This window comes from Massilia phyllosphaerae, assembly GCF_034659755.1.
GTDB classification, from domain to species: domain Bacteria; phylum Pseudomonadota; class Gammaproteobacteria; order Burkholderiales; family Burkholderiaceae_D; genus Telluria; species Telluria phyllosphaerae.
Window position 1 is genome coordinate 96,415 of sequence record NZ_JAXSQX010000003.1, and the last position, 25,534, is coordinate 121,948.

Annotated in this window: 19 protein-coding genes; 9 read left to right on the forward strand and 10 right to left on the reverse strand. The window is 67.0% G+C overall.

Annotation, left to right across the window (positions count from 1 at the left end):
* Window positions 1-31 precede the first annotated feature (31 nt).
* Genes U1H99_RS13025 through U1H99_RS13050 form a run of 6 tightly spaced genes read left to right on the forward strand, consistent with a single transcriptional unit; the run spans window position 32 to window position 6,047 of the window.
* A complete protein-coding gene (locus tag U1H99_RS13025; RefSeq protein WP_323142172.1) occupies window positions 32-472 on the forward strand; it encodes an HAD family hydrolase in 441 nt (146 codons plus the stop codon).
* Window positions 473-2,131 (forward strand): hypothetical protein, encoded by a 1,659-nt coding sequence (locus U1H99_RS13030; protein ID WP_323142173.1) that lies wholly within the window; start codon window positions 473-475, stop codon window positions 2,129-2,131.
* Window positions 2,088-2,831, forward strand: a complete 744-nt coding sequence (locus U1H99_RS13035; protein WP_323142174.1) for a glycosyltransferase family protein — start codon at window positions 2,088-2,090, stop codon at window positions 2,829-2,831. The genes U1H99_RS13030 and U1H99_RS13035 overlap by 44 nt, the downstream gene beginning before the upstream one ends.
* The gene (locus tag U1H99_RS13040; protein ID WP_323142175.1) at window positions 2,828-3,853 is read left to right on the forward strand and encodes a hypothetical protein; all 1,026 of its coding nucleotides are present in this window, start codon (window positions 2,828-2,830) and stop codon (window positions 3,851-3,853) included. Before U1H99_RS13035 ends, U1H99_RS13040 begins: the two co-directional genes overlap by 4 nt.
* Entirely contained in the window at window positions 3,840-4,877 is a 1,038-nt protein-coding gene (locus U1H99_RS13045) for a WavE lipopolysaccharide synthesis family protein (RefSeq protein WP_323142176.1), read from the forward strand. The genes U1H99_RS13040 and U1H99_RS13045 overlap by 14 nt, the downstream gene beginning before the upstream one ends.
* Window positions 4,878-4,883: 6 nt before the next feature.
* On the forward strand, window positions 4,884-6,047 hold the full coding sequence (locus U1H99_RS13050) for a glycosyltransferase (RefSeq protein WP_323142177.1): 1,164 nt from the start codon (window positions 4,884-4,886) through the stop codon (window positions 6,045-6,047).
* Here U1H99_RS13050 and U1H99_RS13055 read toward each other — a convergent pair.
* The 4 genes from U1H99_RS13055 to U1H99_RS13070 all read right to left on the reverse strand — a co-directional run bounded on the left by U1H99_RS13055 (window position 6,011) and on the right by U1H99_RS13070 (window position 14,816).
* Window positions 6,011-7,375, reverse strand: coding sequence for an O-antigen ligase family protein (locus U1H99_RS13055; RefSeq protein WP_323142178.1), 1,365 nt, complete (start codon window positions 7,373-7,375; stop codon window positions 6,011-6,013). The two genes, U1H99_RS13050 and U1H99_RS13055, sit on opposite strands and share 37 nt — an antisense overlap.
* 192 nt (window positions 7,376-7,567) lie before the next feature.
* Complete coding sequence (locus tag U1H99_RS13060; protein ID WP_323142179.1) at window positions 7,568-9,328, reverse strand: M14 family metallopeptidase; 1,761 nt, start codon at window positions 9,326-9,328, stop codon at window positions 7,568-7,570.
* A gap of 208 nt (window positions 9,329-9,536) precedes the next feature.
* Window positions 9,537-11,123, reverse strand: a complete 1,587-nt coding sequence (locus U1H99_RS13065) for a S41 family peptidase (protein WP_323142180.1) — start codon at window positions 11,121-11,123, stop codon at window positions 9,537-9,539.
* A gap of 135 nt (window positions 11,124-11,258) precedes the next feature.
* Window positions 11,259-14,816, reverse strand: coding sequence for an indolepyruvate ferredoxin oxidoreductase family protein (locus U1H99_RS13070; RefSeq protein ID WP_323142181.1), 3,558 nt, complete (start codon window positions 14,814-14,816; stop codon window positions 11,259-11,261).
* Between the two features lie 155 nt (window positions 14,817-14,971).
* Here U1H99_RS13070 and U1H99_RS13075 point away from each other — a divergent pair, with 155 nt between their 5' ends.
* Window positions 14,972-15,472 carry an Lrp/AsnC family transcriptional regulator gene (locus U1H99_RS13075; protein ID WP_141835931.1) on the forward strand — a complete coding sequence of 167 codons (501 nt, stop codon included), beginning with the start codon at window positions 14,972-14,974 and terminating at the stop codon, window positions 15,470-15,472.
* 50 nt (window positions 15,473-15,522) lie between these two features.
* Here the strand turns inward: U1H99_RS13075 and U1H99_RS13080 are convergent, their stop codons facing one another.
* Genes U1H99_RS13080 through U1H99_RS13090 form a run of 3 tightly spaced genes read right to left on the reverse strand, consistent with a single transcriptional unit; the run spans window position 15,523 to window position 20,322 of the window.
* Window positions 15,523-16,728, reverse strand: coding sequence for a glycoside hydrolase family 27 protein (locus tag U1H99_RS13080; RefSeq protein ID WP_323142182.1), 1,206 nt, complete (start codon window positions 16,726-16,728; stop codon window positions 15,523-15,525).
* Window positions 16,725-18,065, reverse strand: a complete 1,341-nt coding sequence (locus U1H99_RS13085; protein WP_323142183.1) for a glycoside hydrolase 5 family protein — start codon at window positions 18,063-18,065, stop codon at window positions 16,725-16,727. The genes U1H99_RS13080 and U1H99_RS13085 overlap by 4 nt, the downstream gene beginning before the upstream one ends.
* A 10-nt stretch (window positions 18,066-18,075) precedes the next feature.
* Window positions 18,076-20,322, reverse strand: a complete 2,247-nt coding sequence (locus U1H99_RS13090) for a glycoside hydrolase family 3 C-terminal domain-containing protein (protein WP_323142184.1) — start codon at window positions 20,320-20,322, stop codon at window positions 18,076-18,078.
* A 117-nt stretch (window positions 20,323-20,439) separates the two neighbouring features.
* Here U1H99_RS13090 and U1H99_RS13095 point away from each other — a divergent pair, with 117 nt between their 5' ends.
* Both U1H99_RS13095 and U1H99_RS13100 read left to right on the forward strand, forming a co-directional pair.
* Entirely contained in the window at window positions 20,440-21,555 is a 1,116-nt protein-coding gene (locus U1H99_RS13095; protein ID WP_323142185.1) for a LacI family DNA-binding transcriptional regulator, read from the forward strand.
* Between the two features lie 43 nt (window positions 21,556-21,598).
* Window positions 21,599-22,807 (forward strand): AGE family epimerase/isomerase, encoded by a 1,209-nt coding sequence (locus U1H99_RS13100; RefSeq protein ID WP_323142186.1) that lies wholly within the window; start codon window positions 21,599-21,601, stop codon window positions 22,805-22,807.
* Window positions 22,808-22,814: 7 nt separating this feature from the next.
* Here U1H99_RS13100 and U1H99_RS13105 read toward each other — a convergent pair whose 3' ends face one another.
* The 3 genes from U1H99_RS13105 to U1H99_RS13115 form a co-directional block, all read right to left on the reverse strand.
* Window positions 22,815-23,483 (reverse strand): GNAT family N-acetyltransferase, encoded by a 669-nt coding sequence (locus U1H99_RS13105; protein ID WP_323142187.1) that lies wholly within the window; start codon window positions 23,481-23,483, stop codon window positions 22,815-22,817.
* Between the two features lie 76 nt (window positions 23,484-23,559).
* The gene (locus tag U1H99_RS13110; RefSeq protein ID WP_323142665.1) at window positions 23,560-24,798 is read right to left on the reverse strand and encodes a multifunctional CCA addition/repair protein; all 1,239 of its coding nucleotides are present in this window, start codon (window positions 24,796-24,798) and stop codon (window positions 23,560-23,562) included.
* A 5-nt stretch (window positions 24,799-24,803) separates the two neighbouring features.
* Complete coding sequence (locus U1H99_RS13115; protein WP_323142188.1) at window positions 24,804-25,520, reverse strand: glutathione S-transferase family protein; 717 nt, start codon at window positions 25,518-25,520, stop codon at window positions 24,804-24,806.
* Window positions 25,521-25,534: the final 14 nt, after the last annotated feature.

Sequence of the window (25,534 nt, forward strand, 5' to 3'; positions counted from 1 at the left end):
AGCACCAGTTTGTGCAGGCTATGCTCGGCGCATGAAACGACTGATCATCGACCTCGACGACACCATCGCGCTGACGGCGCCCGCTGACGTGGCGGCGCCCGGTGCGGCGACGCCCTGCACGGCATCCCCCGAGCCGGCCCCGGCCCGCTATGCGCATGCCCTGCCCAACCTGGCGCTGATCGCGCGCCTGCGCGAATACCGCGCCAACGGCTTCGACATCGTCATCAGCACCAGCCGCAACATGCGCACCTTCGACGGCAACATCGGCAAGATCAACGCGCACACGCTGCCGGCCATCCTCGACTGGCTCGACCGGCACGACGTCCCCTTCGACGAAATCTACGTCGGCAAACCGTGGTGCGGCCTGGAAGGCTTCTACGTGGACGACAAGTCGATCCGGCCATCGGAATTCCTGCGCTATTCGCTGCCGGCCATCCACGCCCTGCTTGCCGCCGAAAAGGCCGGTGCCTGAATGCTGCTCATCACCTCGGGCGCCTACGTCGAAAGCGAACTCGCGGCGGAGTTCGGGCGCATCCCGCCTGCCTTCCTGCCGGTCGGGAACCGCCGCCTGTACACCTACCAGATCGGCCAGTTCGGCCGCCTGCACGAGCGCATCTGCCTGACGGTGCCGGACGACTTCCGCCTCGACGAAGCCGATACGCTGTGGCTGCGCGAGCACCGCGTCGACGTGCTGCGCACCACGCCGGGCGCGGCGCTGGGGGCCGCCGTGCGCGAATTCCTCGAGGTCGTCCCCCCGACCGGCGCCGCCGGCCCGCTCGACATCCTGTACGGCGACACCCTGATCACCGACCCGCTGCGCGAAGGGAGCGACTGGCTGGCGGTCGGCCACACCGACGAATACTACGACTGGTACCAGGAAGCGCCGTCCAGCGGCCAGCCGGGTGGCACCTGGACCGGACTGTTCTCGTTTGCCGACGCCGGCCTGCTGCGCACCCAGCTCGAGGCGACCGACGACTTCATCGCCGCCGTGCGCGCCTACGACCGCGCCGTCGGCGGCCTGGCGCACTGGACGGTGTCGCGCTGGCTCGACTTCGGCCACGTGCACACCTATTTCGATTCCAAGCGCATCATCACCACCCAGCGCCACTTCAACCAGCTGCGGGTGGCCGACGGCGTGGTCACCAAGTCCGGCAGCGACAGCGCCAAGATCATGGCCGAGGCGAGCTGGTTCGAGCAGGCGCCGGCGCAAATCAAGCCCTACCTGGCGCCCTACATCTGCCGCACCATGGCGGACGACGGCAATGGCCGCGGTGGCCCTGCTGTCTGTGCCTACCAGCTCGAATACCTGCACCTGGCCGCACTGAACGAGCTGTACGTGTTCGGCCGCCTGCCGGAGCGCGTCTGGCACCGCATCTTCCGCGCCTGCGACGCCTACCTGCGCACGGCCGGCAGCCTGGCGGCCGCGCCGCCAGAGGCGACCGCCAGGCTCGACGCTGCCCGCCTCGATCCTGCCCGGCTGGATGACGATATGTTGCGCCAGACCTGGGTCGACAAGACCGTACAGCGCCTGCAGGCCTATGCCGGGCAGGCCGGCATCGACCTGGACGCGCCCTGGACCCTCAACGGACGCCCGGCACCTTCGCTGCACGAGATCGCCGCGCATGCCGGCACGGCTCTGCTGGCAACGCCGCCAGTGCCGGCCTTCCTGCATGGGGACTTTTGCTTCAGCAATATTCTGTTCGACTTCCGCGCCGGCCGCGTCAAGATGGTCGACCCGCGCGGCACCGATGCCCTTGGCCGTCCGGCCCGCTTCGGCGACCTGCGCTACGACCTCGGCAAGCTGGCGCATTCGGTGCTGGGTCTGTACGACTTCATCGTCGCCGGCTTCTATCTGCTGCGGGCCGAGGGCCAGGCCCTGCAGTTCCGTGTGCTGTCCGAACGCTGCCTGGCGGTGCAGCGCCTGTTCGCCGCAACGTCCTTTGCCGGGCGCCGGCCCGCGCAGTGGCAGTGCCATCCGGCGATGGTGCTGCTGTTCCTGTCGATGCTTCCCCTGCATGCGGACGACCCGCGGCGCCAGCAGGCGCTGATGGCGAACGGCATCAGGCTTTACCTGGAATGGAAATCCGATGATCGTCATCCCGATGGCGGGCCAGAGCCGGCGCTTCCGTGAAGCCGGCTACGACCGTCCCAAGTACGAACTGCCGTTGCAGGGCGAGTCGCTGTTCGCCTGCTGCATGCGCTCGTTCGAACGTTATTTCGATAGCGAATCCTTCCTGTTCGTGGCGCGCGCCGGCTGCAGCGCCGAAGCGTTCATCGGCGCCGAGTGCGAACGCCTGGGCATCGCCGACCGCCGCGTCGTCACGCTGGCCGCGCCCACGCGTGGCCAGGCCGAAACCGTACTGCTCGGGCTGCGCGAAGCCGGATGTCCCGCCAACGACGCGATCCTGATCTTCAACATCGACACCATCCGCCCCGGCTACCGCTTTCCCGCGGAGGCGGCGCACAGCGACGGCTATCTCGACGTCGTGCATGCCCCCGGCGAGCACTGGTCCTTCGTGCGCCCGGCCGCTTCGTTCACCCGGCGCGTGGCCGAAACCGCAGAAAAAAGCCGCATCTCGGGCCTGTGCTGTACCGGCCTGTATTATTTCGCGCGCGCCGCCGATTTTGCCGCCGCCTGCGAAGCGGCTCTGCACAGCCCGGCTGCCTACCTGGAACGCTGGGGCGAACTGTACGTGGCGCCGCTGTACAACACGCTGATCGAAGCCGGGCGCCACATCGTGTACGACGAAGCGCCGGCCAGCCGCGTGCATTTCGCCGGCACCCCGGCCGAATACGGCGCACTGGTGGCCTCGCACCGGAGCCTGCCTTGATCTGCGTCTCGCTGCCCGTGCACACGCGTCCCGCCGTGATCGCCGGGCAGCTGGCCAACTTCGCCGCCTTCCTGCCGGCGGCGCAGGTGGTGCTGCACGTCTCCGCCGACGCCCGCTTCACGCCGGCCCAGCTGGAAGCCGCGCTGGCCGCCGGCGGCTGCGCCAACGCCGTCGTCAATCCGCAGCGCCTGGCCACCGGCTGGGGCAATATCCTGCTGGCGCACCTGGCCAACATCGCCTGGATCCGGCGCCAGCTGCCGGCCTGTACGCGCATCTGCCTGCACTCCTCGAACGACATGCTGGTGCGGCGCGGCCTGGGCAGCCATCTCGACAGGGACGGCAATTTCCTGCACCGGCGCCCGATCCGGCCGGGTAGCCGCTGGCGTTTTGCGGGGGCGGCGCTGGGCGACCAGCCGCTGCTGGCGCTGCGCAAGCGCCTCGGCGATGCGCCCGCGCTCGGATCCCAGGTCGAAGGATCGAGCTACGACGCCGCCCTGCTCTACGAGATCGCCGACATCGTCAAGCACGCCGCGCGCCAGCCGGCGCCGGTGCCGTATCCGCGCGAGGAAGTCTGGCTGTCGACGATCGCCCATGCCTGCGGTGCGGCGGTCGCCGGTACGCCCTACGTGTTTTCGGAAGTGCACCGCTTCGACCGCGTGTTCTGGCGCGTGCTGGCCGTGGTCGACCCCTTCATCGGCCGCTGCGGCGATGCGCGCTGGCTGCCGCGGCGCGCACTGGAATTCCTGATGATCCGTTCCGGCTTTCACCGCATCGACCGCGGCTGGGTCGAGCGCATTGCCCACGACCGGGCCGAGGCGCTGGCGCCCTACGAGTGGCTGTCCGACGGCCACGGCAAATGGCGCGTGTTCGACCGCCACGGGCTGTACGGCGTCAAGCGCGTGCCGCGGCGGCCCGATGCGCCGCTGCGCCGCTATATAGATCAGCTGGGCGTTCAGCCGGGCAGCCGGCCGGATCGATCGAGCACGCAACCGCAGGACAGGCGCGCCCATGAAGACCACTGATATCACGCTGGTGTTCCAGGGCGCCGTCAAACCCTATGTCACGCGCGAGCACGAGGACTTTGCGCGCAATATTCGGCTCACGCGCAAGGTACTGCCGGGGGCGTGCATCGTCCTGTCCACCTGGGCCGGCACCGAACTGCCGCCGGGGCTGCAGGTGGATGCGGTGGTGGAGAGTGCGGACCCGGGCGGCCTGGCGCCATTGAAACTCGGCGACAACAAGGCCAACAACATCAACCGCCAGCTGCTGAGCACGCGCGCCGGGCTGGCTGCGGTGGAGACCCCGTATGCGGCCAAGCTGCGCACCGACTGCTGCCTCGAGCATGGCGGCTTCATCGACTACTACCGCGAGCAGCTTGCGCTCGACGGTGGCCGCGACCGCCTGCTGGCCTCGTCCTTCTTCACGCTCGACCCGAGCATGTTCGAGCGGCTGCCTTTCCACCTGAGCGACTGGTTCCAGTTCGGCCCGACGCCGCTGCTGCGCGACTACTGGGCGGCACCGCCGATGTTGGCCAAGGATGCGCGCCTGTATGAAAGCCAGGACCACGCCGCCGGCTCCACCGTGTTCGAGCGCCAGTTCCGTGCGCGCTTTGCAGTCGAACAATACCTGTGCCTGCATTTTGCGCATGGACGCGGCTATACCGTACCAAGTTTCCTGAACGACGTGTCCGACACCGTGCTGGTGGATTACCGGCGCTTCCTGGCGCAGGACGCGATGCTGCTCGACCCATGGCAGATCGGCTTGCGCTTCGACAAATACGGCTGGGTCGGCAACTCGCCGTTCCAGCGCCTCAACAACCTGATGCACTTGGACTGGCTGGCGCTGGCCAATCCGACGCTGGTCGGGGTGGCCGATCCGGCCCCGCTGCATGCACTGATCGCGGCGCGCCGGCGCCAGAAAGCGCTGGCGCGCCGCGCCTTCGCGCATAGCCGCCCGCTGCATGGGCTGCTGTTCGACCCGAACCGGCCGCATCACCCGGTGCGCCGGCTGGCAGCCCGCATGGTACGGCAACTGGCGCGCGGCTGAACGCCATTGAAACGGACCCAGCATGCGCGTCGCGCCGTCCTCGTCACCCACAACCGTCCGCAGCTGCTGCTGCAGGCGCTGGCCGCGCTGCGTGCCCAGACCCGGCCGCTGGATGCCATCTATGTCGTCGACAACGGCAGTGAGCCGCCCTGCATGCCGGCCACGATTGGCGCGGCCGGCATTGGCGCGGCCGGCGATGGCCCGGCCGGTAACGGCGCAGGAAGTAATGGCGCAGCCGGCAATGGTGCATCCAACGCTGGCGCAACCGGCACAACAGGTGCAAGCAGTGCAACCGAAGCGGCGCGCCGGCATCAGGCGACACTGCTGCGTTCCGACACCAACCTCGGCGGTGCTGGCGGCTTTGCGCTCGGCATGACGCACGCCTTTGCGGCCGGCCACGACTGGATCTGGCTGCTGGACGACGATGCGATGGCGCGCCCGGACGCGCTGGCGCAATTGCTCGACACGGTAGCCGGCACCGATGCCCGCATCGGCGCCGTGTGCGGCACGGTGCGCGAATTCGGCGACATCGCCCTGCGCCACCGGCGCCGCTATCATCTGCCGAGCGCCATCGAACTGCCGCTGCCGCGTGCCGCCTATGACGGCCCACCCTGCCGCGTCGATACCGCGTCCTTTGTCGGCTTCCTGGTCGCGGCGGGTGCCATCGCCGAGGTCGGCATGCCCGAGCGCGGCTTTTTTCTTGGCTACGACGACACCGAATATGCACTGCGCCTGGGACGCGCCGGACGCTCTGTATGGCTGGTGCCCGCCAGCGTGGTCGAACATTTGCGGGCACGCCGCGCCCGCCTGCGCGCGGGGCCGTTCGGCGCCAAGCATTACTTCACCATCCGCAACCGCATCGCCGTGGCGCGCGCCTATGCCACGCTGCCCGTGGTGCCGACCGTGGTCACGCTGCTGTTCGGGCTGGCGCTGTGGGGCGCCAGCGGCGGCCGCCTGCGCCGCGGCGCGGTCGCTATCCTGCTGCGCGCGATCGGCGACGGCCTCCGTGGGCGGCTGGGACCGTTTCCGGAAACGCTGGCCCAGCTGCCAACGCACGCTGTCGGTCCACACCGGGGCGCAGCCGATCCGCCAAGCGCGGTGACCGGTCCAGCGCAAGATATCGCCGGTCCGTCTCAGGGTCCGGCCGACGCCGGTCCCGGCCGCGCTTGACCGGCCTGCATCATGCCGGGAGCCGTGTCAGCCGCGGCCTTGTCTGCCGTGCCGGCAGTTGCGGCGTCGGTGGCGGCGTCGGTTACACCGCCGGTCAGCCTGCTGTCTGCACTGGCCCCGGCTTCCTCGTCCACCAGGCACCAGCCCATCAGGAGGAACACCATCAAGGCATAGAACAGGCTGCCCTTCATCGACCAGAATATGACTTCGCTCAGGCCGAAGGCGGCATAGGCCAGCACCACCAGCATGCCGGCCAGCGCGGCCGACTGGCGCTGGGTCGGTTGCGCACGCGGTGCCGCTCCCGGCGCGCGTGCCAGCTGGGCCCGGAAAAACAGGAAAGGCAGCAGCAGGATGCCGGCCCAGGCCAACAGGCCGGGAATGCCGCGCGTGACCAGTGCCTGCAGGGCGTCGTTGTGCATGTGCGGCGGTTCCGGCGGCGCGAACACGGCCGGGCTGAGTTCGCCCGCCGCGACCCATGCGCGCATGCGGCGTTTATAGGCTGGCGTGTCGAGGCCGCGCCACGGGTGTTCCGCGGCCAGGCGCAGCCCCGCCTTCCATAGATCGAGGCGCACGCCGATCGAGGTGGCGACCGGGCTGCCGGCCAGGTAGCGCTGGACGTCCTCGACGCCGACCGCGACGCGCGCATGCACCCGGGTCTGCGGCACGGCATAGGCAGCGAGCGCCAGCGCGCAGGCCAGCACGGCCACGCCGAGTACCAGGCGGCGCGGCAGCAATGCCTGCTGCCTGGCCGCCGCCAGCAGCACGAAGGCGGCCGGCAGCGCCAGCCAGCCGCCGCGGCTGCCGGTCAGCAGCGAGGCTGCCAGCCCCGATGCGACGCCGAGCGCCGCGATCGCGCGCAGCACAGCGTGGCGGACCGCAGCCGCGCCGACCAACGCCAGCAGGGACAAACACAGTGCGAGATCGCCGAAGGTGATCGGATTGAGCAGACCACCCGGCCGTTCCATGCCCAGCGCCAGGCGCTGCCAGCCGACGAAACCGGCACCCAGCAGCGCCCCGCCGGCCACGCCCAGCCACAGCGCACGCAAGGATGGCCGGCCGGCCTGCACCACCAGCATGGCGGCGCCGGCGCTGCACATGCGCAGCGGTCCGTCGACCGCGTTGGCGCCGTGCGTGCGTCCCAGCGCGAGCCATAGCACACATGCCAGGTGCAGCAGGAAGGCCAGCAGCACCCAGCGCGTCTGCGGCCAGTGCGCGCGCAGGGCCGCCAGGCAGCCGCGCCACCACAGGCAGGCGGTGAACAGGAACAGGAAACCGGCCAAGCCGATGCCGAAGCCGGTGACCAGGCTCAGCAAGGGAAACGTCAGCACCAGGAGCGCCGCCCAGGCCTGGCGGACATCGAGCCGCTGAACGAGCCAATGAGTAAGCCAATGAGGCCGATGAAACCGATGAAGGAGGCGATGCATGGGCGCAGACCATGAAGGCAATCGCCCCAGTCTAGCGCGCACCCTCAGGTGCGCGCGTGGACATGCATCAGGGGTGAGCGCTTTACAGCACGCGCATTACAGCACGCTGTCGGTGCGCATCACCGGGTACAGGTTCAGGCGCTCGTCCCAGGACGGGTGGCGGCGCGCGAAGAATTCGAGGCGGGCGTGCGGGTTCTTGGCGAACGCGGCGTCGGTCTCGACCTTCTTGCGGAATTCTGCGGCCAGCGCCGGATCCTTTGCCATCTGCTCGCGCGCGACGTCTTCGGCCACGTACTCTTCCATGTATTCCTTGCGCTCGAAGGCGTTGTTGAACTCGCCCCAGGCCAGCAGCGAATCCGGCCCCTGCGGCTCGAACAGCGCCATCACCAGGCGCGCCTTGGGCTGGGCGATCGGCACGAACAGCGCACCCTTGGCCAGCGTGCGCGGCTCGCGCTTCCAGCTGCCTTCGACTTTCAGGCGCTGGTGCGATTCGAACGAGGTCGGCGCAAAGCTGGCCTTGTCGGCGCGGAAGGTGTCGACGACGGCGCCGTCCACCGCCTTGTCCAGGGCGCGGTAGCTGATGCCGTGCTGGACCAGCTTGGCGGCGACGATCTGCGCCCAGGCCGCCGGCACCACGTAGCCGGCACCCGGCGCTTTCACCTGCAGGTCTTCGACCACCTCGTCGCGCAGCGGCACATGCCAGACCTGTGGCTTGCTTTCGTCGTAGCGGGTCATCAGCATGCCGGACACGTCGGACATCGTGCGCGTATAGGCATAGCCCTGGAAGTCGACCATCGTGGTCTTGTCGGTGGTTTTATATGTCAGCGCCACCGGCTGGCCGGCGATACGGGTCGCGCGCGCGTCGGCATCGAGCGCGGCCTGTTGCCAGGCCTGGCCATGGCGCGCCACCTGCTGCAGCACCGACACGAAGGCGTTATGGGTAATGCGCACCCGGGTCGGATAGTCCTTCCACGAGTGGGTCTCGACCAGCATCGCCATCCGATTGCGCAGCTGGAAATAACCGGTCGAAAAGCGCGGGTCGGACACGCTGTCGACGAAGCCCGAGGCCGGGTCGTCGGTTTCCTTGAACGACATGTAATACGACTGCGGTGACGAGCCCTGCTTGCTGATGTCCTCGATCACGCCGGCGCGCAGCGCCAGGCCGGCCTGGCGGAAGGCCGGGTCGCCCGAATACACCGGCTCGACCTGGATCGAGACGTCGTGCTGGAACATGGCGCCGTCGGTCACGTGCAGGTCGACATAGGTCAGCGGATCCCAGGCATTGACCATGGCCAGCATGGCTTGCATCTCGGGCGCGTCGGCCTTGACATAGTCGCGGTTCAGATTGAAATTCTGGGCGGTGGTGCGCCAGCCCATCTCGACCGGGCCGCGCTGGTTCGGGCGGTTCCATTTGGCGAAGCGCTCGTGGCCGTCGACGTTAAACACCGGCACGAACAGCAGCACCTGCTTGTCGAGCACACGCGGAGCGACCTTGTTGTCCAGCATTTCGCGCAGCGCCAGGAAGCCGGCGTCCTTGCCGTCGATCTCGCCGGCGTGGATGCCGCCCTGGATCAGCGTTACCGGCAGCTTGTGGCGGCGCGCGGCCTCGGGCGTGAACACGCCGTTGGCATTGACCGCCAGCGCCAGCATCGGCCGGCCTTCCGGGGTGGTGCCGAACTGGAAGCATTTGACCTGCTTCGGATAGGCTTGCTGGAAGGCGCTGCACAGCTTGACCACTTCGTCGTAACGGCCGGTGGCGGTGAAGCCGGAGCGTTCGGAGACGGTAACGAGGTCGGGAGCGGCGTGCAGTACGGGGGTGGCGGCAAGCAGGGCGAGCAGGAATGCGGAACGCAACATCGGGAGGACTCCGGCGGGTTGGGGATGAGCCGGAAATTATAGACTGGCAATAGTGGGCGGTGGCGGAGCGCTACGTTCGAGAACATCGTTCACCTTAAAATCGTCGCCCCCGCGAAGGCGGGGGCCCAAGTTGCACGCGTTTCGACGGCGCATGCAGAACTTGGACCCCCGCCTTCGCGGGGGCGACGGTCTTGCGGCCAACAATAATTCAATGCTGCCGCTGTAACACCTTGACCTCCTTCGCCGCCGGCCGCACCAGCTTCAGCGGCACCGCGCTCGCGTGGCTGGTCGGGCAAGCCTTGCCGGTACGGTAAGCCAGCGCCGCCGCCAGCAGGCCTTCCGCCGTATCGCCCGGGGCGTGTGCAAAGTCGTCGGCCACGGTGCAGGTCGGCGCGAAGCCGTCGGCGTAGTCGCCGAAGTTCTTCGCGTTCACGCCTTGGAACTCGATCGAGAAATACGTCGTGCCACAGTTGTCGACCGGGGTGAAGCCGTAGGGCTTGCCGCAGGTGGCGCCGCCGATGATGTCGACCTGCACGTCGATGCCGCGCAAGCCGTTGATCACCGATTCGCTGGCCGAGCAGGTGTCGCCCGTGGTCAGCACGGTCACGTGCTTCAGGCCGAGGTAAGGCAGGGCCTGCCCGCTGCTGACCGCGTTCGGCGCGCTGAAGCCGTAGGCCTTGGTGGCGAAAGTGAAGGGTGCGTCCGGCGCGGTCTTGCTGTTGTAGATCAGGCGCTCGAAGGTCTTGTTGGCCGCAGCCGGTCCGGCGACCATGTAGCCGAGCTCGGCGGCGATGCCGAGCAGGCCGCCGCCGTTGTAGCGCATGTCGATCACCAGGTCGTTCACGCCCTGGCCCTGGAACAGGGTAAAGGCGTCGATCAGCTGCTTTTCGGCGGTCGCGTTGAAATCGTTGAAGGTCAGGTAGGCAACCTTGCCGGTCGGGGTGTCGATCACCTTGGCATTCTGCACCGAGGCCGACGTGACCACGGCCGCGCTCAAGCTGACGTCCAGGGTGACGCCGCCGCGCTTGAGGCCGAAGCGGTGCGTCTCGCCGCTGCGCGTCGGATACAGGCCAGCGTTGATGATGTCGATGCCGGCCTCGGTGTTGGTGTTGACGAAATCGACGCCATCCACGGTCGCCAGCGTATCGCCACGCTGCAGGCCGGCGCTTGCGGCGGGCGAGTTCGGTTCCACCGCGGCCACGATCCAGGTGCGCGGCGCCTTCGACGCATTCGCGGCCCAGGTCACGCCGTAGCCGGTTTCCTGGCTCGCCGTACTGAGCGCATTCCATTCCGCCGTCGTGTAGGTGAAGTGGAACCGGTCCTTCGGCTTGCCCGAGGCGGTGGTGGCCGGGGTCTTCAGTTTGTCGAAATAATCGAGCGTGTTGGTGAAATCCGCCATGTAGAAATTGGTCGGGATTTCGTTGAACCACAGATAATTGCGGTCGGCCCAGCCGCGCAGGAATTTCATTTCATCCAGCAGCGTGCCCTGGCGGTCCTGGAAGGTCTGGCCGGTGATGGCATCGACGCCGCTGCGCGGCTTGGCGCACAGGTTGGCGTAGGCCTGGTAATCGTTCGGGATCACGTCCGGGGTGCGGATCGTGCCGGGCGTGGTAGTGCCCGGCGTGGTGGTCCCCGGCGTGGTGCCGGTGGTACCCGGCGCCACCGAGCTGCCTCCGCCTCCCCCACCGCCGCCGCAGGCGCCGAGCAGGGAAGCGGCCGCGAGCGCGCAGGCGGCCAGACGAAGCGCGGTCGCATGACCGGCCAATGCATTACGGGTAGGAAGGAGCGGATTCATGCATCTGATTATAGTCGCGCCCCTCTTGCATGAATCCAACCAAAAGTAACAGCGGGATAAAAATACAACGGCCATGTTCGCACTGTGATGACAGCGCGAACATGGCCGTTTCATGTTACGCCCGCGCAGGCGGGATCAGGCTGCGCGCGGTGCTACTCCAGGCGCATGGAAAGCCGCCACCAGCTCGGCCTCCTTGCGCTTGGCCGCCGCCAGGTGGCGCTCCTTGACGTGACCGAAGCCGCGGATGTCTTCCGGCACGCTGGCAATCGCCACCGCCTGCGCCAGGTTGTCGGCCGTCAGCTTCGGCAGCAGCGCCTCCACGGTGCGGCGATAGTCGCCGATGAGTGCCCGCTCCATGCGGCGCTCCTCGGTGCGGCCGAACGGATCCAGCGCGGTGCCGCGCAAACCTTTCAGCTTGGCCAGCACGCCGAAGGCCTTCATCATCCACGGCCCGAATTCCTGCTTCACCAGGTGGCCCTGCTTGTCCTTCTTCGCCATGAGCGGCGGCGCCAGGTGGAATTTCAATGTGACGTCGCCTTCGAACATGCCGTTGATCTTGTCCATGAAGGCCGGGTCGGTGTACAGGCGCGCGACTTCGTACTCGTCCTTATAGGCCATCAGTTTGTGCAGGTAGCGTGCCACCGCTTCGGTCAGGCGCGTGCCCTTGCCGAGCTTCGCCTCGGCCGCGCACACTCCGTCGACGAAGCCCTTGTATTGCTGGGCATAGGCCGCGTTCTGGTAGGCGGTGAGCAGCGCGACGCGGCGGTTGACGAGGTCGTCCAGGCTTTGCGCGCGCTTGAATTCGATCACCTTGGCGGGCGTCGTCATGCGCGTGACCGAGGCCAGGTCGTGCGCGGCAGTGCGGCCCCACTCGAAGGCGGCTTTATTGAAACCGACCGATACGCCGTTCAGTTCGATCGCCTTGATGATCGAGGCTTCCTGCAGCGGCACGTGGCCCTTCTGGAAAGCGTAGCCGAGCATGAACATGTTGGTGGCGATGGCGTCGCCCATCAGGCTGGTGGCGATCTGGCCAGCATCGATGAAATCGACGTTGTCCGCGCCGCAGGCCTGCAGGATGGCGCCGCGCGAACCTTCGCCCGGGAATTGCCAGTCCGGATTCTTGATGAAGGCGGCGGTGGTGGCGCCGCTGGCGTTCACCGCGGCCCAGGTGCGCCCTTCTCCCATGCGCGACAGCGCGTCGCGGCTGGCGGTGACGATCTGGTCGCAGCCGATGACGAGGTCCGCATTGCCGGTGCCGACACGGGTCGAGTGCAGGTCGGCCTGGCGGTCGGCCAGGCGCACGTGCGACATCACCGGACCGCCCTTCTGGGCCAGGCCGCTCATGTCCAGCACTAGCGCGCCCTTGTTTTCGACGTGGGCCGCCATCGCCAGGATCTGGCCGACGGTGACCACGCCGGTGCCGCCGATGCCGGTGACCAGGATGCCGAACGGGGTCTCGGTCGACGGGATGCGCGGCGCCGGCAAGACCGCCGGCTTGGCTTCGGTGGTGGTCGTCTTTTTAGGCTTCTTCAAACCGCCGCCTTCGACGGTGACGAAACTCGGGCAGAACCCGGTCACGCACGAAAAATCCTTGTTGCAGGACGACTGGTTGATCTGGCGCTTGCGGCCCAGTTCCGTCTCCAGCGGCTCGACCGACAGGCAGTTCGACTGCTTCGAGCAATCGCCGCAGCCTTCGCACACGGCTTCGTTGATCACGGCGCGCTTGGCCGGGTCGGGGTACTCTCCTTTTTTGCGGCGGCGGCGCTTCTCGGAGGCGCAGGTCTGGTCATAGATCATGGCCGACACGCCCGGCATCTCGCGCAATTCCTTCTGCACGTCCATCAGCTCGAGGCGGTGGCGCACGGTGACGCCTTCCGCCCACGGATAATCGGCCGGGTATTTTTCCGGTTCGTCGGTGACGACGATGATCGGTTTCACCCCTTCGGCGGCGAGCTGGCGGCTGATCTTGGCCGGGTCGAGCGGACCGTCGTGGGTCTGGCCGCCGGTCATCGCCACCGCGTCGTTGTACAGGATTTTATAGGTGATGTTGACCTTGGCGGCGACCGAGGCGCGGATCGCCAGCACACCCGAGTGGAAGTAGGTGCCGTCGCCCAGGTTGGCGAACACGTGTTTTTCGTCGGTGAACGGCGCCTGGCCGATCCAGGTCGTGCCCTCGGCGCCCATGTGCGTAAACGTCGAGGTTTCGCGGTCCATCCACAGCACCATGTAGTGGCAGCCGATGCCGGCCAGGGCGCGCGAGCCTTCGGGCACCTTGGTCGAACTGTTGTGCGGGCAGCCCGAGCAGAAGTAGGGGATGCGGTCGGTGTCCGGGTTGGCCTTGACCGGGATCGCCTTTAGCACCAGCTCCTTGGCTTCGAGGAAGGCGATGCGCTCGCGCACGCGTTCGGCGACCGGGTGGCCGGCGCAGTAGTGCGAAATGCGCGAGGCGATCGCGCGGGCGATCTGGGCCGGGTTCAGTTCGTAGGTGCCGGGCAGCAGCCAGTCGCCCTGGCCGGAGCGGGTCTTGACGCTCCATTCGCCGCTGTCGTCGAATTTGCCGACCACGCGCGGGCGCTGGCCGTCGGGCAGGTTGTACAGCTCTTCCTTCAGTGCGTATTCCAGCACTTGGCGCTTTTCCTCGACCACCAGGATCTCATCCAGGCCCTGGGCGAATTCGTGCACGCCGATCGAATCCAGCGGCCAGGTCATGCCGACCTTGTACACGCGCAAGCCGATCTCGCGCGCGGCCTGCTCGTCGATGCCGAGGTCGGCCAGCGCCTGGCGCGTGTCGAGATAGGATTTGCCGGCGGTGATGATGCCGATCTTGGGGTTCGGGCTGTCCCAGACCAGCTGGTTCAGTTTATTCGCACGCGCATAGGCCAGGGCCGCGTACCATTTATAGTTATTCATCCGCACTTCCTGGTCGAGCACGGCATCCGGCCAGCGGATGTTGAGGCCGCCCGGTGGCATCTCGAACTCTCGCGGGATGACCGGCTGTACACGGTCCGGATCGAGGTCGACCACGGCGCCGGATTCGATGATGTCGGTGACGCATTTCATCGACACCCATAGACCGCTGAAACGGCTCATGGCCCAGGCATGCAGGCCGTAGTCGATGTATTCCTGCACCGACGACGGATACAGCACCGGCATGCCGACGTGGTGCAGGATGTGGTCGGACTGGTGCGCGGTCGACGAGGATTTCGCGGCATGGTCGTCGCCGGCCAGCACGATCACGCCGCCGTGGGCGGCGCTGCCGGCGGCGTTGCCGTGTTTAAAAACGTCGCCGCAGCGGTCCACGCCCGGACCCTTGCCGTACCACATGGCGAACACGCCGTCGTACTTGGCATCCTTGAACAGGTTGGTTTGCTGGGTGCCCCAGACCGCGGTCGCGGCCAGGTCTTCGTTCATGCCGGGGTGGAAGTGGACGTGGTGGGCGTCCAGGTGTTTTTTCGCCTTCCATGCGGTCTGGTCGACCTGGGTGACCGGCGACCCGCGGTAGCCGGTGATGTAGCCGGCGGTGTTCAACCCGGCCCGCACGTCGCGCTCGCGCTGCAGCATCGGCAGGCGGATCAGCGCCTGGGTGCCGGTCATGAAGGCGCGGCCGCGCTCGAGCGTCCATTTGTCGTCGAGGGTGATATCTTGCTGAGGCTGCGCCGGTTCCAGCTGGGAGCGGTCCAGGGGTGCATTCATGCTTGTGTCTCCGTTGTCATCGGTTTTGCGCGGTATCCGCGTCATTGTTCCGGCCAGTATAGGCCGCTATCGCAAGCATTAAATTTCAATCAATTCCCCCCGCCGGATGATTTGCGCAATAAAATTGCGGTACACCTGACCGACGAGGGGGATTCATGTCAAAAATCGAGCTGGATAAAACCGACCGCAAGATCCTGGCCATCCTGCAATCGGATGGCCGGCTGTCCAACCAGGACGTGGCGGAGCGCGTCAGCCTGTCGCCGTCGCCGTGCCTGCGCCGCATCAAGCGGCTGGAAGAGGCCGGCGTGATCCGCCAGTACGTGGCGCTGCTCGATCCCGACAAGCTGGGCCTGGGCCTGCTGGCCTATGTGAACGTGCGCCTCGAAAAGCACGCCGAGGGCGCGCCGAATGCGCGGGTGCCGGCCACCTCGCCGCGCTTCGAGTTCGCCCAGGCGGTGTCGTCCTGGCCGGAAGTGATCGCCTGCTATGCGATGACGGGAGAAATGGATTTCCTGCTGCGCGTGCACGTGGAAGACATGGAGCACTTTTCGCGCTTCATGATGGGCACGCTGCTGCGGCACCCGGCGGTGCTCGACGTGAAGTCGAGCTTTGCGCTGCAGCGGATCAAGGAGACCACGGCGCTGCCACTGGTGTGAATAAAACGATCAAATGAGCACGTAGCCGCACTCATTTGATCCAGGCTTTTTTACGACTTCTTCAGGCGCAGCAGCACCACGCCATGTGCCGGCACCGTCACCTCCAGGCGCTTGCCGGTATCGCCGCTCTTGCCGGTCCAAGCATCCGTCCAGCGGTAGGTCGTTTTCCTGAAGTCCGCTTCGCGCTTGCTCAGATCGTCGCCGATCGTGTGCTGCTGCCAGTCGTAGCGGTAGGCCAGCGGCGCCTCGCCGCGGTTCAGGATCATGAACGCCCACTCGTCGTTCGCCATCGGCTTGGCCCATAGCTCGACCTGGCCCTGGTTGTAGAAACGCAGCGCCTGCACGCCGAGCGGGTCCTGGTTGATGGCGATGACTTCGCGCCGGCCGATGATGCTGCGTACCGACGCCGGCATCGAGCGCAGATCGTTGCCGAGGATGAGCGGCGAATTCATCATCGCCCAGATCGAGAAGTGGGCACGGTCCTCGTCTTCCGTCATGCCCATGCCGACTTCCAGCATGTCCATGTCGTTCCAGTGGCCCGGCCCCGCGTACTTGCGCAGGCCGGCCTGTTTATCCAGGATGCGCAGGATGCCCAGCGCCGACCACGAGCCGTGGCTCATCTCGCAATCCCAGCACGGGTAGATGTCGCCGGTGGTGCGCCAGGAATGGCCGATGGGCGCCGCCCATTCCCACGGCTTGTTCTCGCCCCACTCGCACATGCTCAGCAACATCGGGCGCTTGCTGGCCCGGATCGCATCGCTGATGGTTTGATAGGCGCCCTGGGCACTCAGGCCCTTGCTGTCGCACCAGTCGTACTTGATGTAGTCGACGCCCCAGGCCGCATAGGTGCGCGCGTCCTGGTATTCGTGGCCGCGGCTGCCCGGACGCCCGCCGCAGGTGGTGTTGCCGACGTCCGAATAGATGCCCAGCTTGAGGCCGCGCGCGTGCACGTAATCCGCGAGCGCCTTGATCCCGGAAGGGAAGCGCTGCGGATCCGGATGCATCTCGCCGTTTGCATCGCGCGCGCCGTGCCAGCAATCGTCGATGTTGACGTACTGGTAGCCGGCATCCTTCAGGCCCAGTTTCACCATGGCGTCGGCGGTCTCGCGGATCAGCTTTTCGTCGATGTTGCAGGCGAATTTGTTCCAGCTGTTCCAGCCCATCTGCGGGGTCATGGCCAGGCCATCGGCTTTCTGGGCCCAGGCCGGTGTCACGCTCACGGCTGTCATCAGGAGAGTGGCAAAGGCGCGCTTCATCGCTCCCCTCCTTCCAGGCCATGCAGGCGCTGCGCCGCAGCGCCGATCACCTTCAGCGTGGCGGCATCGCTGTCGAACACCGAGTACAGGCCCTGCTCTTCCTGCGGCGGATCGCCGACGAAATCGTTCCCCGGCTTCCACCAGTAGTCGGCGTTGGCGGCGCGCCCTGCCCCGCCCCAGGCCCAGAAGTTCCAGCCGGCGATCGGCTCGCCCTTTGCCGCGCGTTGCTGGATCAGTCCGAACACCTCGCCGTAGAAGCGGTCGCGCACGGCGGTGCCGGACCCGATGGCGAAGGACGCGCCATCGCGGTTCAGGCCGAACTCCTCCAGCACGATCGGCTTGCCCAGCCGCTTCGCATCGTCGATATGGACGTTCAGGTAGTGCAGGCTCTTGTCCATCATGCCGGCCCAGGTCTGGTCCGCCCGTTTCGGATCGAACCAGCCCCAGTTGGCCGGCCACAGGTGGTAAGTCAGGTAGGCGATGTCGGGCGTGCGGTGCGCCTCCAGGTAGAGCTGCTCGTCCTGGCTTGAGCCGGCCAGGCCTTCGCTGCCGCTACTGACCATGTGCCTGGCATCGAGCGAACGGATGTAACGGGCGGTGTCGGCGATCCATTTGATATAAACCGTTTTCTCCGATTTGGTCGCCTTGCTGTTGCCGGGCCGCGGTTCGTTGGCAAGCTGCCACGACAGGATGGCCGGGTCGTCGCGGTAGGGCTTGCCGGTCACCGTGTTGACGCGCCCGACGATGCGTGCGATGACTTGCCGGTATGCGGCCTGCGCCTTGTCGTTGCCGTAGAAGCGCGCATTCTCGGCCATGAAGCGCTCGTAATCCTTGCTCGCGTTCGGATCGTGCGCCGGGCTGCCCGTGAACCAGTTCAGGTACTGGGTCATGCCGCCCGACCACTGCCAGAAGTTGTTCAGGTAGAGCACCGCCGTCATGTCGCGCTTGCCCAGTTCCGCCATCAGGAAATCCAGGCCCTGCAACAACTGTTCATCGTACTGGCCGGGCGCATTGGTGGTGGCCGGGCTGACGGCGCTCTTCATCGCCGTCTTTTCGGACACCGCCAGCACCCGCACGTTGTTGATGCCGAGCGCTTTCAGTTGGTCGAGTTCCTTGACCAGGCGCGCGCGCTGGCCGACGCCGCTGGGCGCTCCCAAGTAGCCGCCGTACCACAGGTTGGTGCCGGCGATGTAGTAGGGCTGGCCCTTGCGCACGAAATGACTGCCCTTGACGGCGACGAAGCCGTCGTCGCCCGGCGCCGCTTGCGCAGCGGCGCCTCCGATGCTCGCCAACCCGGCAAGGGTGGCGAACACGATCCTGCCGAGTCGAGCTTGCATGCTGCTCCCCTCAGCGCGCGCGGCCGCGCACGTCCAGCGTGCTGGCCGGCAGGTCCACGGTCACGCTGCTGGCGCCGGTGCCGGCGGCGTCCTGGGCCAGCATCAGCTTGTACTTGCCCTTGCCAATGCGCCAGGTGCGCGAGGTCTCGTCGAAGGTGCCGAGCACACGCGGCTCCACCGCGACTTCGACTTCCTTCGATTCGCCCGGCTGCAGCGCCACCTTGTCCCAGCCGGCCAGGCGCTTCGGCGCCTCCCACTTGGCGCCGGCGGTTGGCGACACGTACACCTGCGGCACGTCCTTGCCGGCGACGCTGCCGGTGTTGGTGACTTTAAAACGCACGTGCAGGCGACCGTTCTTTACCTGGCTGCTCAGGCCGGAGTACGAGAAGGTGGTGTACGACAGGCCGTGCCCGAACGGGAACAGCGGCTTGTGGCCCTTCAGGTCGAACCATTTGTAGCCGAGCGCCGCGCCTTCCGTGTAAGTCACGGCGAACTGCATCTCCGGCTGCTTCGGATCGCCGTCCACCGTCGCACGCGGCAACTGCTGCTCGGATGCCGGGAAGGTGGCCGGCAGGTGGCCGGATGGATTCACCGCGCCGAACAGCACGTTGGCGATCGCTTCGCCGCCGCTGGTGCCCGGATACCAGGTTTCCAGCACGGCCGGCACCTTGTTCAGCCACGGCATCGTGACCGGGCCGCCATTTTCGAGCACGACCACGGTGCGCGCATTGGCGCCGGCCACGGTCGCGATCAGGTCATCCTGGCGGTCCGGCAGCGCCAGCGAAGTCGCATCCAGCGCTTCGCCGACCCACTGGGTCGCGAACACCAGCGCCACGTCGGCCTGGCCCGCCACGCGCGCGGCGCGGGCCGGGTCGGTGCCGTCGTCATAGACCACTTTCGCATTCGGCGCTTGCGCCTGGATCGCGCGCAGCGGCGACGAGTTGTGGTACATCACCGGGCCCGGCCAGGTGGCCGGCAGCAAGCCCTTGACTGCATTGCCGCCGCGCGGATACACCAGCGACGAACCGCCGCCGGCCAGCACGCCGGCATCCGCATGGCCGCCGATGACGGCGATGGTACGCACCGTCTTCGCCAGCGGCAGCACGCGGTTGTCGTTTTTCAGCAGCACCATGCCTTCTTCGGCGGTCTGGCGGCTGACCGCGTTGTTCTTGGCGACGTCGATGGCGCCGCCTTCCTTGACCGGATTGTCGACCACGCCCTTGGCGAACATGGTGCGCAGGATGCGCGTGACCATGTCGTCCAGGCGCGACTGCGGCACGGCGCCGGTCTTGACCGCTTCCAGCAGTGCGCCGGCAAAGTACGGCGACTTGTCGAATTCATGGCCGGACTGCTGGTCCAGGCCATTGTTGGCGGCGGCCACGGTGCTGTGGGTCGCGCCCCAGTCGGACATCACGAAGCCCTTGAAGCCCCAGTCGCGCTTGAGGACGTCGTTCAGCAGCCAGCTGTTTTCGCAGGCATACGGGCCGTTGACGCGGTTGTACGAGCACATGACGGAACCGGCATCCGACTGTTCCAGCGCCAGTTCCATCGCCAGCAGGTCGGACATGCGGAAGGCCGTCTTGTCGATACGCGCGTCGAGTTCGTTGCGGCCGGTTTCCTGGTCGTTCAGGGCGTAGTGCTTCAGGGTCGAGATGATGTTGTTCGATTCAATGCCCTTGATGGCCTGGCCCACCATGGTGCCGGCCAGCAACGGGTCTTCGCCGGCGTACTCGAAATTGCGGCCGTTGCGCGGTTCGCGCATCAGGTTGACGCCGCCGGCCAGCATCACGTTGAAGCCGGAGGCGCGCGCCTCCGAACCGATCATCGCGCCGCCGGCATACGCCACCTTCGGATCCCAGGTCGAGGCCGTGGCCAGGCCCGACGGCAGCGAGGTGCGCTCGCGCACGTTGGGGCCGGCCTGCGAGGCCACGCCGAGGCCGGCGTCGGTCTCGAACAGTGCCGGCAGGCCGAGGCGCGGCGAACCCGGCACATAGCCGGCAGACTGCGGCAGCGCTTCCGGAATGCGCTTGCCCTTGCCGAAGTCATGGCCAAAGTAAGACATCACCCACACCAGCTTTTCCTGCTGGGTCATGGCCTTGACAGCAAGCTGGGCGCGCTGGTCGGCGCTCAGCGAGCGGTCGAGCCAGGGTTTCTGGGCCGGTTCGGCCGCGGCGTTGGGGGCCGCATCGGCCGCAGTTGCGAAAACAGGGAAGGCGGCGGCCAGGGCGGCCACCAAGGTCAGGCTACGAAAACGCATAGGGTGTCTCTCTTTGTTTTATGAAATCGGTTTCTTACATATAAAATATAGCCGGGATTACACTGTTTAGTAAAGACGGCTACACTTATCCGATCCAACAAACCGATAAAACGACCCATGTCCGCAGACACGAGCCCAAAAGACAGCGTGATCCCGGATGCCCCGCGCAGTGCCCCCGACCCGGGCGGCATCGACGGTGGCCAGCGTGGCGGCGAACGACCGCCGGTGACGGTGCGCGACCTGGCGCGCCATGCCGGCGTCTCGACCGGCACCATCTCGCGCGCCCTCAAGAACGAGCCCGGCCTGACCGAAGCGACGCGCCAGCGCGTGTTGCAGGCGGCCCACGAACTGGGCTACGACTTCTGCAAGCTGCGCCGCAAACGCATCCGCCGCCTGGCCTTCCTGCTGCACCGGCAGCACGACACCGCCGCCAGCAGCCCTTTCTATTCGCCGGTGCTGCACGGCGCCGAGGAGGCCTGCCGCGCGCGCGGCGTCGTGCTGTCCTTCCTGGCGGTGGGGCCGGCCGACGGCCTCAACGACCAGTTGCGCATGCACGCGCCGGACGCCATCGTCTGCGCCGGCTTCTTCGAACCGGAACTGCTGGCCGCGCTGCGCGCCACCGGCAAGCCGCTGGTCCTGATCGACATGAAGCTGCGCGGCTACAGTTCCGTCAATCCCGACAACCTGATGGGCGGCCAGCTCGCCACCCGCCACCTGATCAAGCTGGGGCGCGAACGCATCGCGATGATTTCCGGCCCGCTGAGCCACTACAGCGTGCGCGAACGCAACCGCGGCTACCGCCAGGCGCTGTTCGAGGCCGGGGTGCTGGCCGATCCGCGCCTGGACGTGACGCTGGCCGACGGCGTCGACCTCGAAACCGGCGCCTACGAGGCGATGCAGACCCTGCTCGCCCTGCCCCATCCGCCGGACGCGGTGTTCTGCTACAACGACGCCGCCGCGCTGGCGGCGATGCGCTGCTGCCTGGCGGCCGGCCTGAGCGTCCCGCACGATATCTCGATCGTCGGCTTCGACGACATCCCCGGCGCGCTGCTCGGCCACCGCCCGCTGACCACGCTGCGCATCGACAAGAAGGAACTCGGCGCGCTCGGCGTCGAACTGCTGCTGCGCGATCCCGAGGAACCGGCCCAGGCCGTCGAAAAAGTCGCGCCGGTCGAACTGATCGTGCGCGCCAGCACCGTCTACGAGGATCCGCGCCGGCGTCCGCATTATTGAGACATGAGTTACCCACAACGCGACGCCCCACAACGATAACCCCATGCATCCAGACTTCCGATCCCGCGCCGTGCTGCTGCAGCATATCCGCCATACCCGCAGCTTCTACGATCCGCGCTGCGTCGACCCGAGCGGCGGCTTCTACCATTTCTACAAGGACGACGGCAGCATCTACGATGCCCGCACCCGCCACCTGGTCAGCAGCACCCGCTTCGTGTTCAACTTCGCCATGGCCTGGCGCCAGTTCGGCGAGGCCGCCGACCGCGAACGCGTGCTGCACGGCCTGCGCTTCCTGCGCGATGCGCACCGCAACCCATCCACTGGCGGCTATGCCTGGACGCTCGACTGGAACGCCGGCGAAAAGACCGTCACGGACGACACCAATCACTGCTACGGCCTGGCCTTCGTGCTGCTGGCGTATGCGCACGGGCTGATGGCCGGCGTGGCCGAGGCGCGCGCCTGGCTGGATGACACCTTCGACCTGATGGAACAGCGCTTCTGGGAGCCGCAGCACGGCCTGTACGCCGACGAAGCCAGTGGCAACTGGTCACGCCTCGACGGCTACCGCGGCCAGAACGCCAATATGCACGCCTGCGAAGCGATGCTGGCCGCCTTCGACGCCACCGGCGACCTGCGCTACCTGGCACGCGCCGAGACGCTGGCACACAACATCACCGTGCGCCAGGCCGGCCTGTACGGCAACCTGGTGTGGGAACACTACAACGCCGACTGGTCGGTCGACCCCGACTATAACCGCCACGACACCACCAACATCTTCCGTCCCTGGGGCTACCAGCCGGGGCACCTGGCCGAATGGGCCAAGCTGCTGCTGATCCTGGAACGGCACGGCGCTCGGTTGAGCAATTCTGCGGACTGGCTGCTGCCGCGCGCGAGAGAGCTGTTCGATGCGGCCCTGTCCAAGGCCTGGGATGGCGAACACGGCGGCATCTACTACGGCTTTGCGCCGGACGGCAGTATCTGCGATCCGCAAAAATACTTCTGGGTGCAGGCCGAAAGCCTGGCGGCGGCGGCCCTGCTGGGCGCGCGCACGGGCGACGCCGGGTATTGGGACTGGTACGACCGTATCTGGGCCTACAGCTGGGACCACTTCGTCGACCACCAGCACGGCGCCTGGTACCGCATCCTGGGACCGGCCAACCAAAAGCTGACCGACGAGAAAAGCCCAGCCGGCAAAGTGGATTACCACACGATGGGTGCGTGCTACGAGGTGCTGAACGTACTCGACAAGTAAGTGGAGCTTACTTTTTCGGGCTGAACAGGCGGAAGGCGGCGCGCGCGTTCGCCTTGACCGCGTAATCGATCTTGGCGATCTGCTCTTCCAGCGCCTCGGCCAGCACGCTCGAGGGGCTGGGCGGCGGCAGGTGCAGGTGGGCGTCGGCTTCGCCGTATTCGCGGTGGATTTCCATGCCCGCCTTCTTGGCGATGTGCATCATGGTGCGGTTCGAGGACAGGCACTGCATGTACAGCGTGTCGACGTCGACATTGCGGCAATGGGTGGCCGCGCGCTCGAACAAGCGCGTGCCGACGCCCTGCCCGCGCGCCGACTTCGATACCGACACGCCGAACTCGGCCACCTTTTCCTTGTCGGTGTAATGGATGCTGTCCGGGTGCGCCTCCTTCGACGTCACTGCGAGATGGCCGACGCCGACCAGCTGGAACACGCGGTTGTAGACGCCGAACACGATGTCCCTGGCGAAATCGAGCTTGGCCACGTAGGCTTCCACGCGCTCGTCGGGCAGCATGCTGCCGAAGCGCAGCAGCCGGTCGCTGCTGTCGAGGGCCATGAAATGGCGCAGGACGCGGCGGCGGTCGCGTTCGCTCAAGGCCTTGACCAGCACCGGCTGGCGGCCGGGCTTGGCCTTCAGACTTTTCAGCCAGCGGCGGAGGGGGTTGTCCTGCGGTGTCATGGAGTGGAGAGGTTTTGTGCGGCGCACCAATCCTTCCATTGTAATGGATTGACGGTAGTCCGTCGTTTCCGACGATTCAGTCGCGCACATCCCCCAGCGCCGCCTTCACTGCCGCTACCCTGGCCGCATGCACCGCTTCCGGAATGCGTGCCTTGTCCTCGGCAAAGCATGCCGCGACCTCGCCCGCATTCACGGCGCGTGCCGCCGCCAGCGCGTTGAGCAAGTAAGCCCCCTGCGGGTAGTCGCGATAGCGCATGTCATGGGTCTCGTGCCCGCGCCCGCGCGCGTCGCATTCGGATGCCAGCAGCATCTGGGCGAAGCGCTCCGGCTTGCGGAAGGCGTCGCAGCGTTCGAACAGGGTCACGATGGTCTTCGGCCGCAATTCCATGGCACGGCTGACATTGCCGTGTTCGCGCGCGGTCATGACGGCCAAGTCACGGCAATCGGTCGGCACGCGCAGGCGCTTGCATAAGTCGGTGATCAGGCGCGGCCCCATGCCTTCGTGGCCATGGTGCTTGGGCCAGTGCTCGGCCGGCGTGACGCCCTTGCCGAGGTCATGCATCAGGGCGGCAAAGCGGATCGGCAAGTCGAAGCCGCGCTCGGCCGCGTAGTCGATCACCAGCATCATGTGGACGCCGGTGTCGACTTCCGGATGGTGCAGCGGCGGCTGCGGCACCCCCCACAGCGCGTCCAGCTCGGGCAGGATGCGCGACAGGGCGCCGCAATCGCGCAGCACCGCAAACATGCGCGACGGTTTCTGCTCCATCAGCCCACGCGACAGTTCCTGCCACACGCGTTCCGGCACCAGCGCGTCGACCTCGCCCTCGTCCACCATCTTGCGCATCAGGGCGTTGGTCGCGTCGGCCACGCGGAAATCGGGAAAGCAGGCGGCAAAGCGCGCCAGGCGCAGGATGCGGACCGGGTCTTCGGCAAAGGCGTCGGAGACGTGGCGGAACACGCGGTCACGCAGGTCCTGCTGCCCGCCGTAGGGGTCGACGATGCTGCCGTCCTCGGCGCGCGCCATTGCGTTGATGGTGAGATCGCGCCTTATTAAATCGTCTTCCAGCCTGACCTCGGGCGAAGTGTGGAACACGAAGCCGTGGTAGCCCGGCGCGGTCTTGCGTTCGGTGCGCGCCAGCGCGTATTCCTCCTGCGTCTGCGGGTGCAGGAAGACCGGAAAATCCTTGCCGACTGGACGGAAGCCTTGGGCAATCATCTGGTCCGGGGTGGCGCCGACCACGACCCAGTCGTGGTCCTGCACCGGCAGCCCCAGCAATCCATCGCGCACCGCGCCGCCAACGACATAGATCTGCATCGGCATCAGTCCGGCAAGTCGTCTTCGTGGCCGGCGGCGATCTCGGTTTCCTGCAGCGCTTCCTCGACCCAGCGCGCCACCGCCGGATGGGCCTGCATGCGGTCGCAATACGCCTGCAGCGCCGGCGCCAGCGCCACGCCATAGGTTTTGAAACGCATCACGACCGGCGCATAGAAGGCGTCGGCAATCGAGAAATCGCCGAACAGGAAGCGGTGGTGGCCGAAGCGCGCCAGGCACTCTTCCCAGATTTCGCAGATGCGGCCGATGTCGGCCTGGGCGCCCGGCGTGCGGCCACGGCCCGGCAATTTCGCCTTGATGTTCATCGACATCGCCATGCGCAGGTCGGGGAAACCCGAATGCATCTCGGCCACGACCGAGCGCGCCAGGGCGCGCGCCGCCACGTCTTGCGGCCACAAATGTTTATCGGGAAATTGCTCCGCCAAGTATTCGCAAATCGCGAGGCTGTCCCAGATCGTCATCTCCCCGGCCAGCAGGACCGGCACCCGGCCCGCGGCCGAGAAGCGGGCGATGTTGGCGAAGGTATCGGGCTGATCCAGCAGGACGCGCACTTCGGTGAACGGGATGCCGGCCGCCACCGCCGCCACCCACGGGCGCATCGACCACGACGAGTAATTCTTGTTGCCGATGACCAGGGTCAGGCCGGCCTGGCGGGCCTGGTCGAGGGTTTGCGTGAGCGTCGGGTCGAGTTCGATTGTCTGCATGGCGCGCTGGGCTT

Excerpts from the sequence above, each read along its gene's own strand:
- U1H99_RS13035 (WP_323142174.1), top strand. The coding sequence starts at position 2,088 with ATGATCGTCATCCCGATGGCGGGCCAGAGCCGGCGCTTCCGTGAAGCC.
- U1H99_RS13110 (WP_323142665.1), bottom strand. The coding sequence starts at position 24,798 with ATGCAGATCTATGTCGTTGGCGGCGCGGTGCGCGATGGATTGCTGGGG.
- U1H99_RS13090 (WP_323142184.1), bottom strand. The coding sequence starts at position 20,322 with ATGCGTTTTCGTAGCCTGACCTTGGTGGCCGCCCTGGCCGCCGCCTTC.
- U1H99_RS13100 (WP_323142186.1), top strand. The coding sequence starts at position 21,599 with ATGCATCCAGACTTCCGATCCCGCGCCGTGCTGCTGCAGCATATCCGC.
- U1H99_RS13075 (WP_141835931.1), top strand. The coding sequence starts at position 14,972 with ATGTCAAAAATCGAGCTGGATAAAACCGACCGCAAGATCCTGGCCATC.
- U1H99_RS13070 (WP_323142181.1), bottom strand. The coding sequence starts at position 14,816 with ATGAATGCACCCCTGGACCGCTCCCAGCTGGAACCGGCGCAGCCTCAG.
- U1H99_RS13065 (WP_323142180.1), bottom strand. The coding sequence starts at position 11,123 with ATGAATCCGCTCCTTCCTACCCGTAATGCATTGGCCGGTCATGCGACC.
- U1H99_RS13085 (WP_323142183.1), bottom strand. The coding sequence starts at position 18,065 with ATGCAAGCTCGACTCGGCAGGATCGTGTTCGCCACCCTTGCCGGGTTG.
- U1H99_RS13105 (WP_323142187.1), bottom strand. The coding sequence starts at position 23,483 with ATGACACCGCAGGACAACCCCCTCCGCCGCTGGCTGAAAAGTCTGAAG.
- U1H99_RS13045 (WP_323142176.1), top strand. The coding sequence starts at position 3,840 with ATGAAGACCACTGATATCACGCTGGTGTTCCAGGGCGCCGTCAAACCC.
- U1H99_RS13115 (WP_323142188.1), bottom strand. The coding sequence starts at position 25,520 with ATGCAGACAATCGAACTCGACCCGACGCTCACGCAAACCCTCGACCAG.
- U1H99_RS13080 (WP_323142182.1), bottom strand. The coding sequence starts at position 16,728 with ATGAAGCGCGCCTTTGCCACTCTCCTGATGACAGCCGTGAGCGTGACA.
- U1H99_RS13095 (WP_323142185.1), top strand. The coding sequence starts at position 20,440 with ATGTCCGCAGACACGAGCCCAAAAGACAGCGTGATCCCGGATGCCCCG.
- U1H99_RS13060 (WP_323142179.1), bottom strand. The coding sequence starts at position 9,328 with ATGTTGCGTTCCGCATTCCTGCTCGCCCTGCTTGCCGCCACCCCCGTA.
- U1H99_RS13030 (WP_323142173.1), top strand. The coding sequence starts at position 473 with ATGCTGCTCATCACCTCGGGCGCCTACGTCGAAAGCGAACTCGCGGCG.
- U1H99_RS13025 (WP_323142172.1), top strand. The coding sequence starts at position 32 with ATGAAACGACTGATCATCGACCTCGACGACACCATCGCGCTGACGGCG.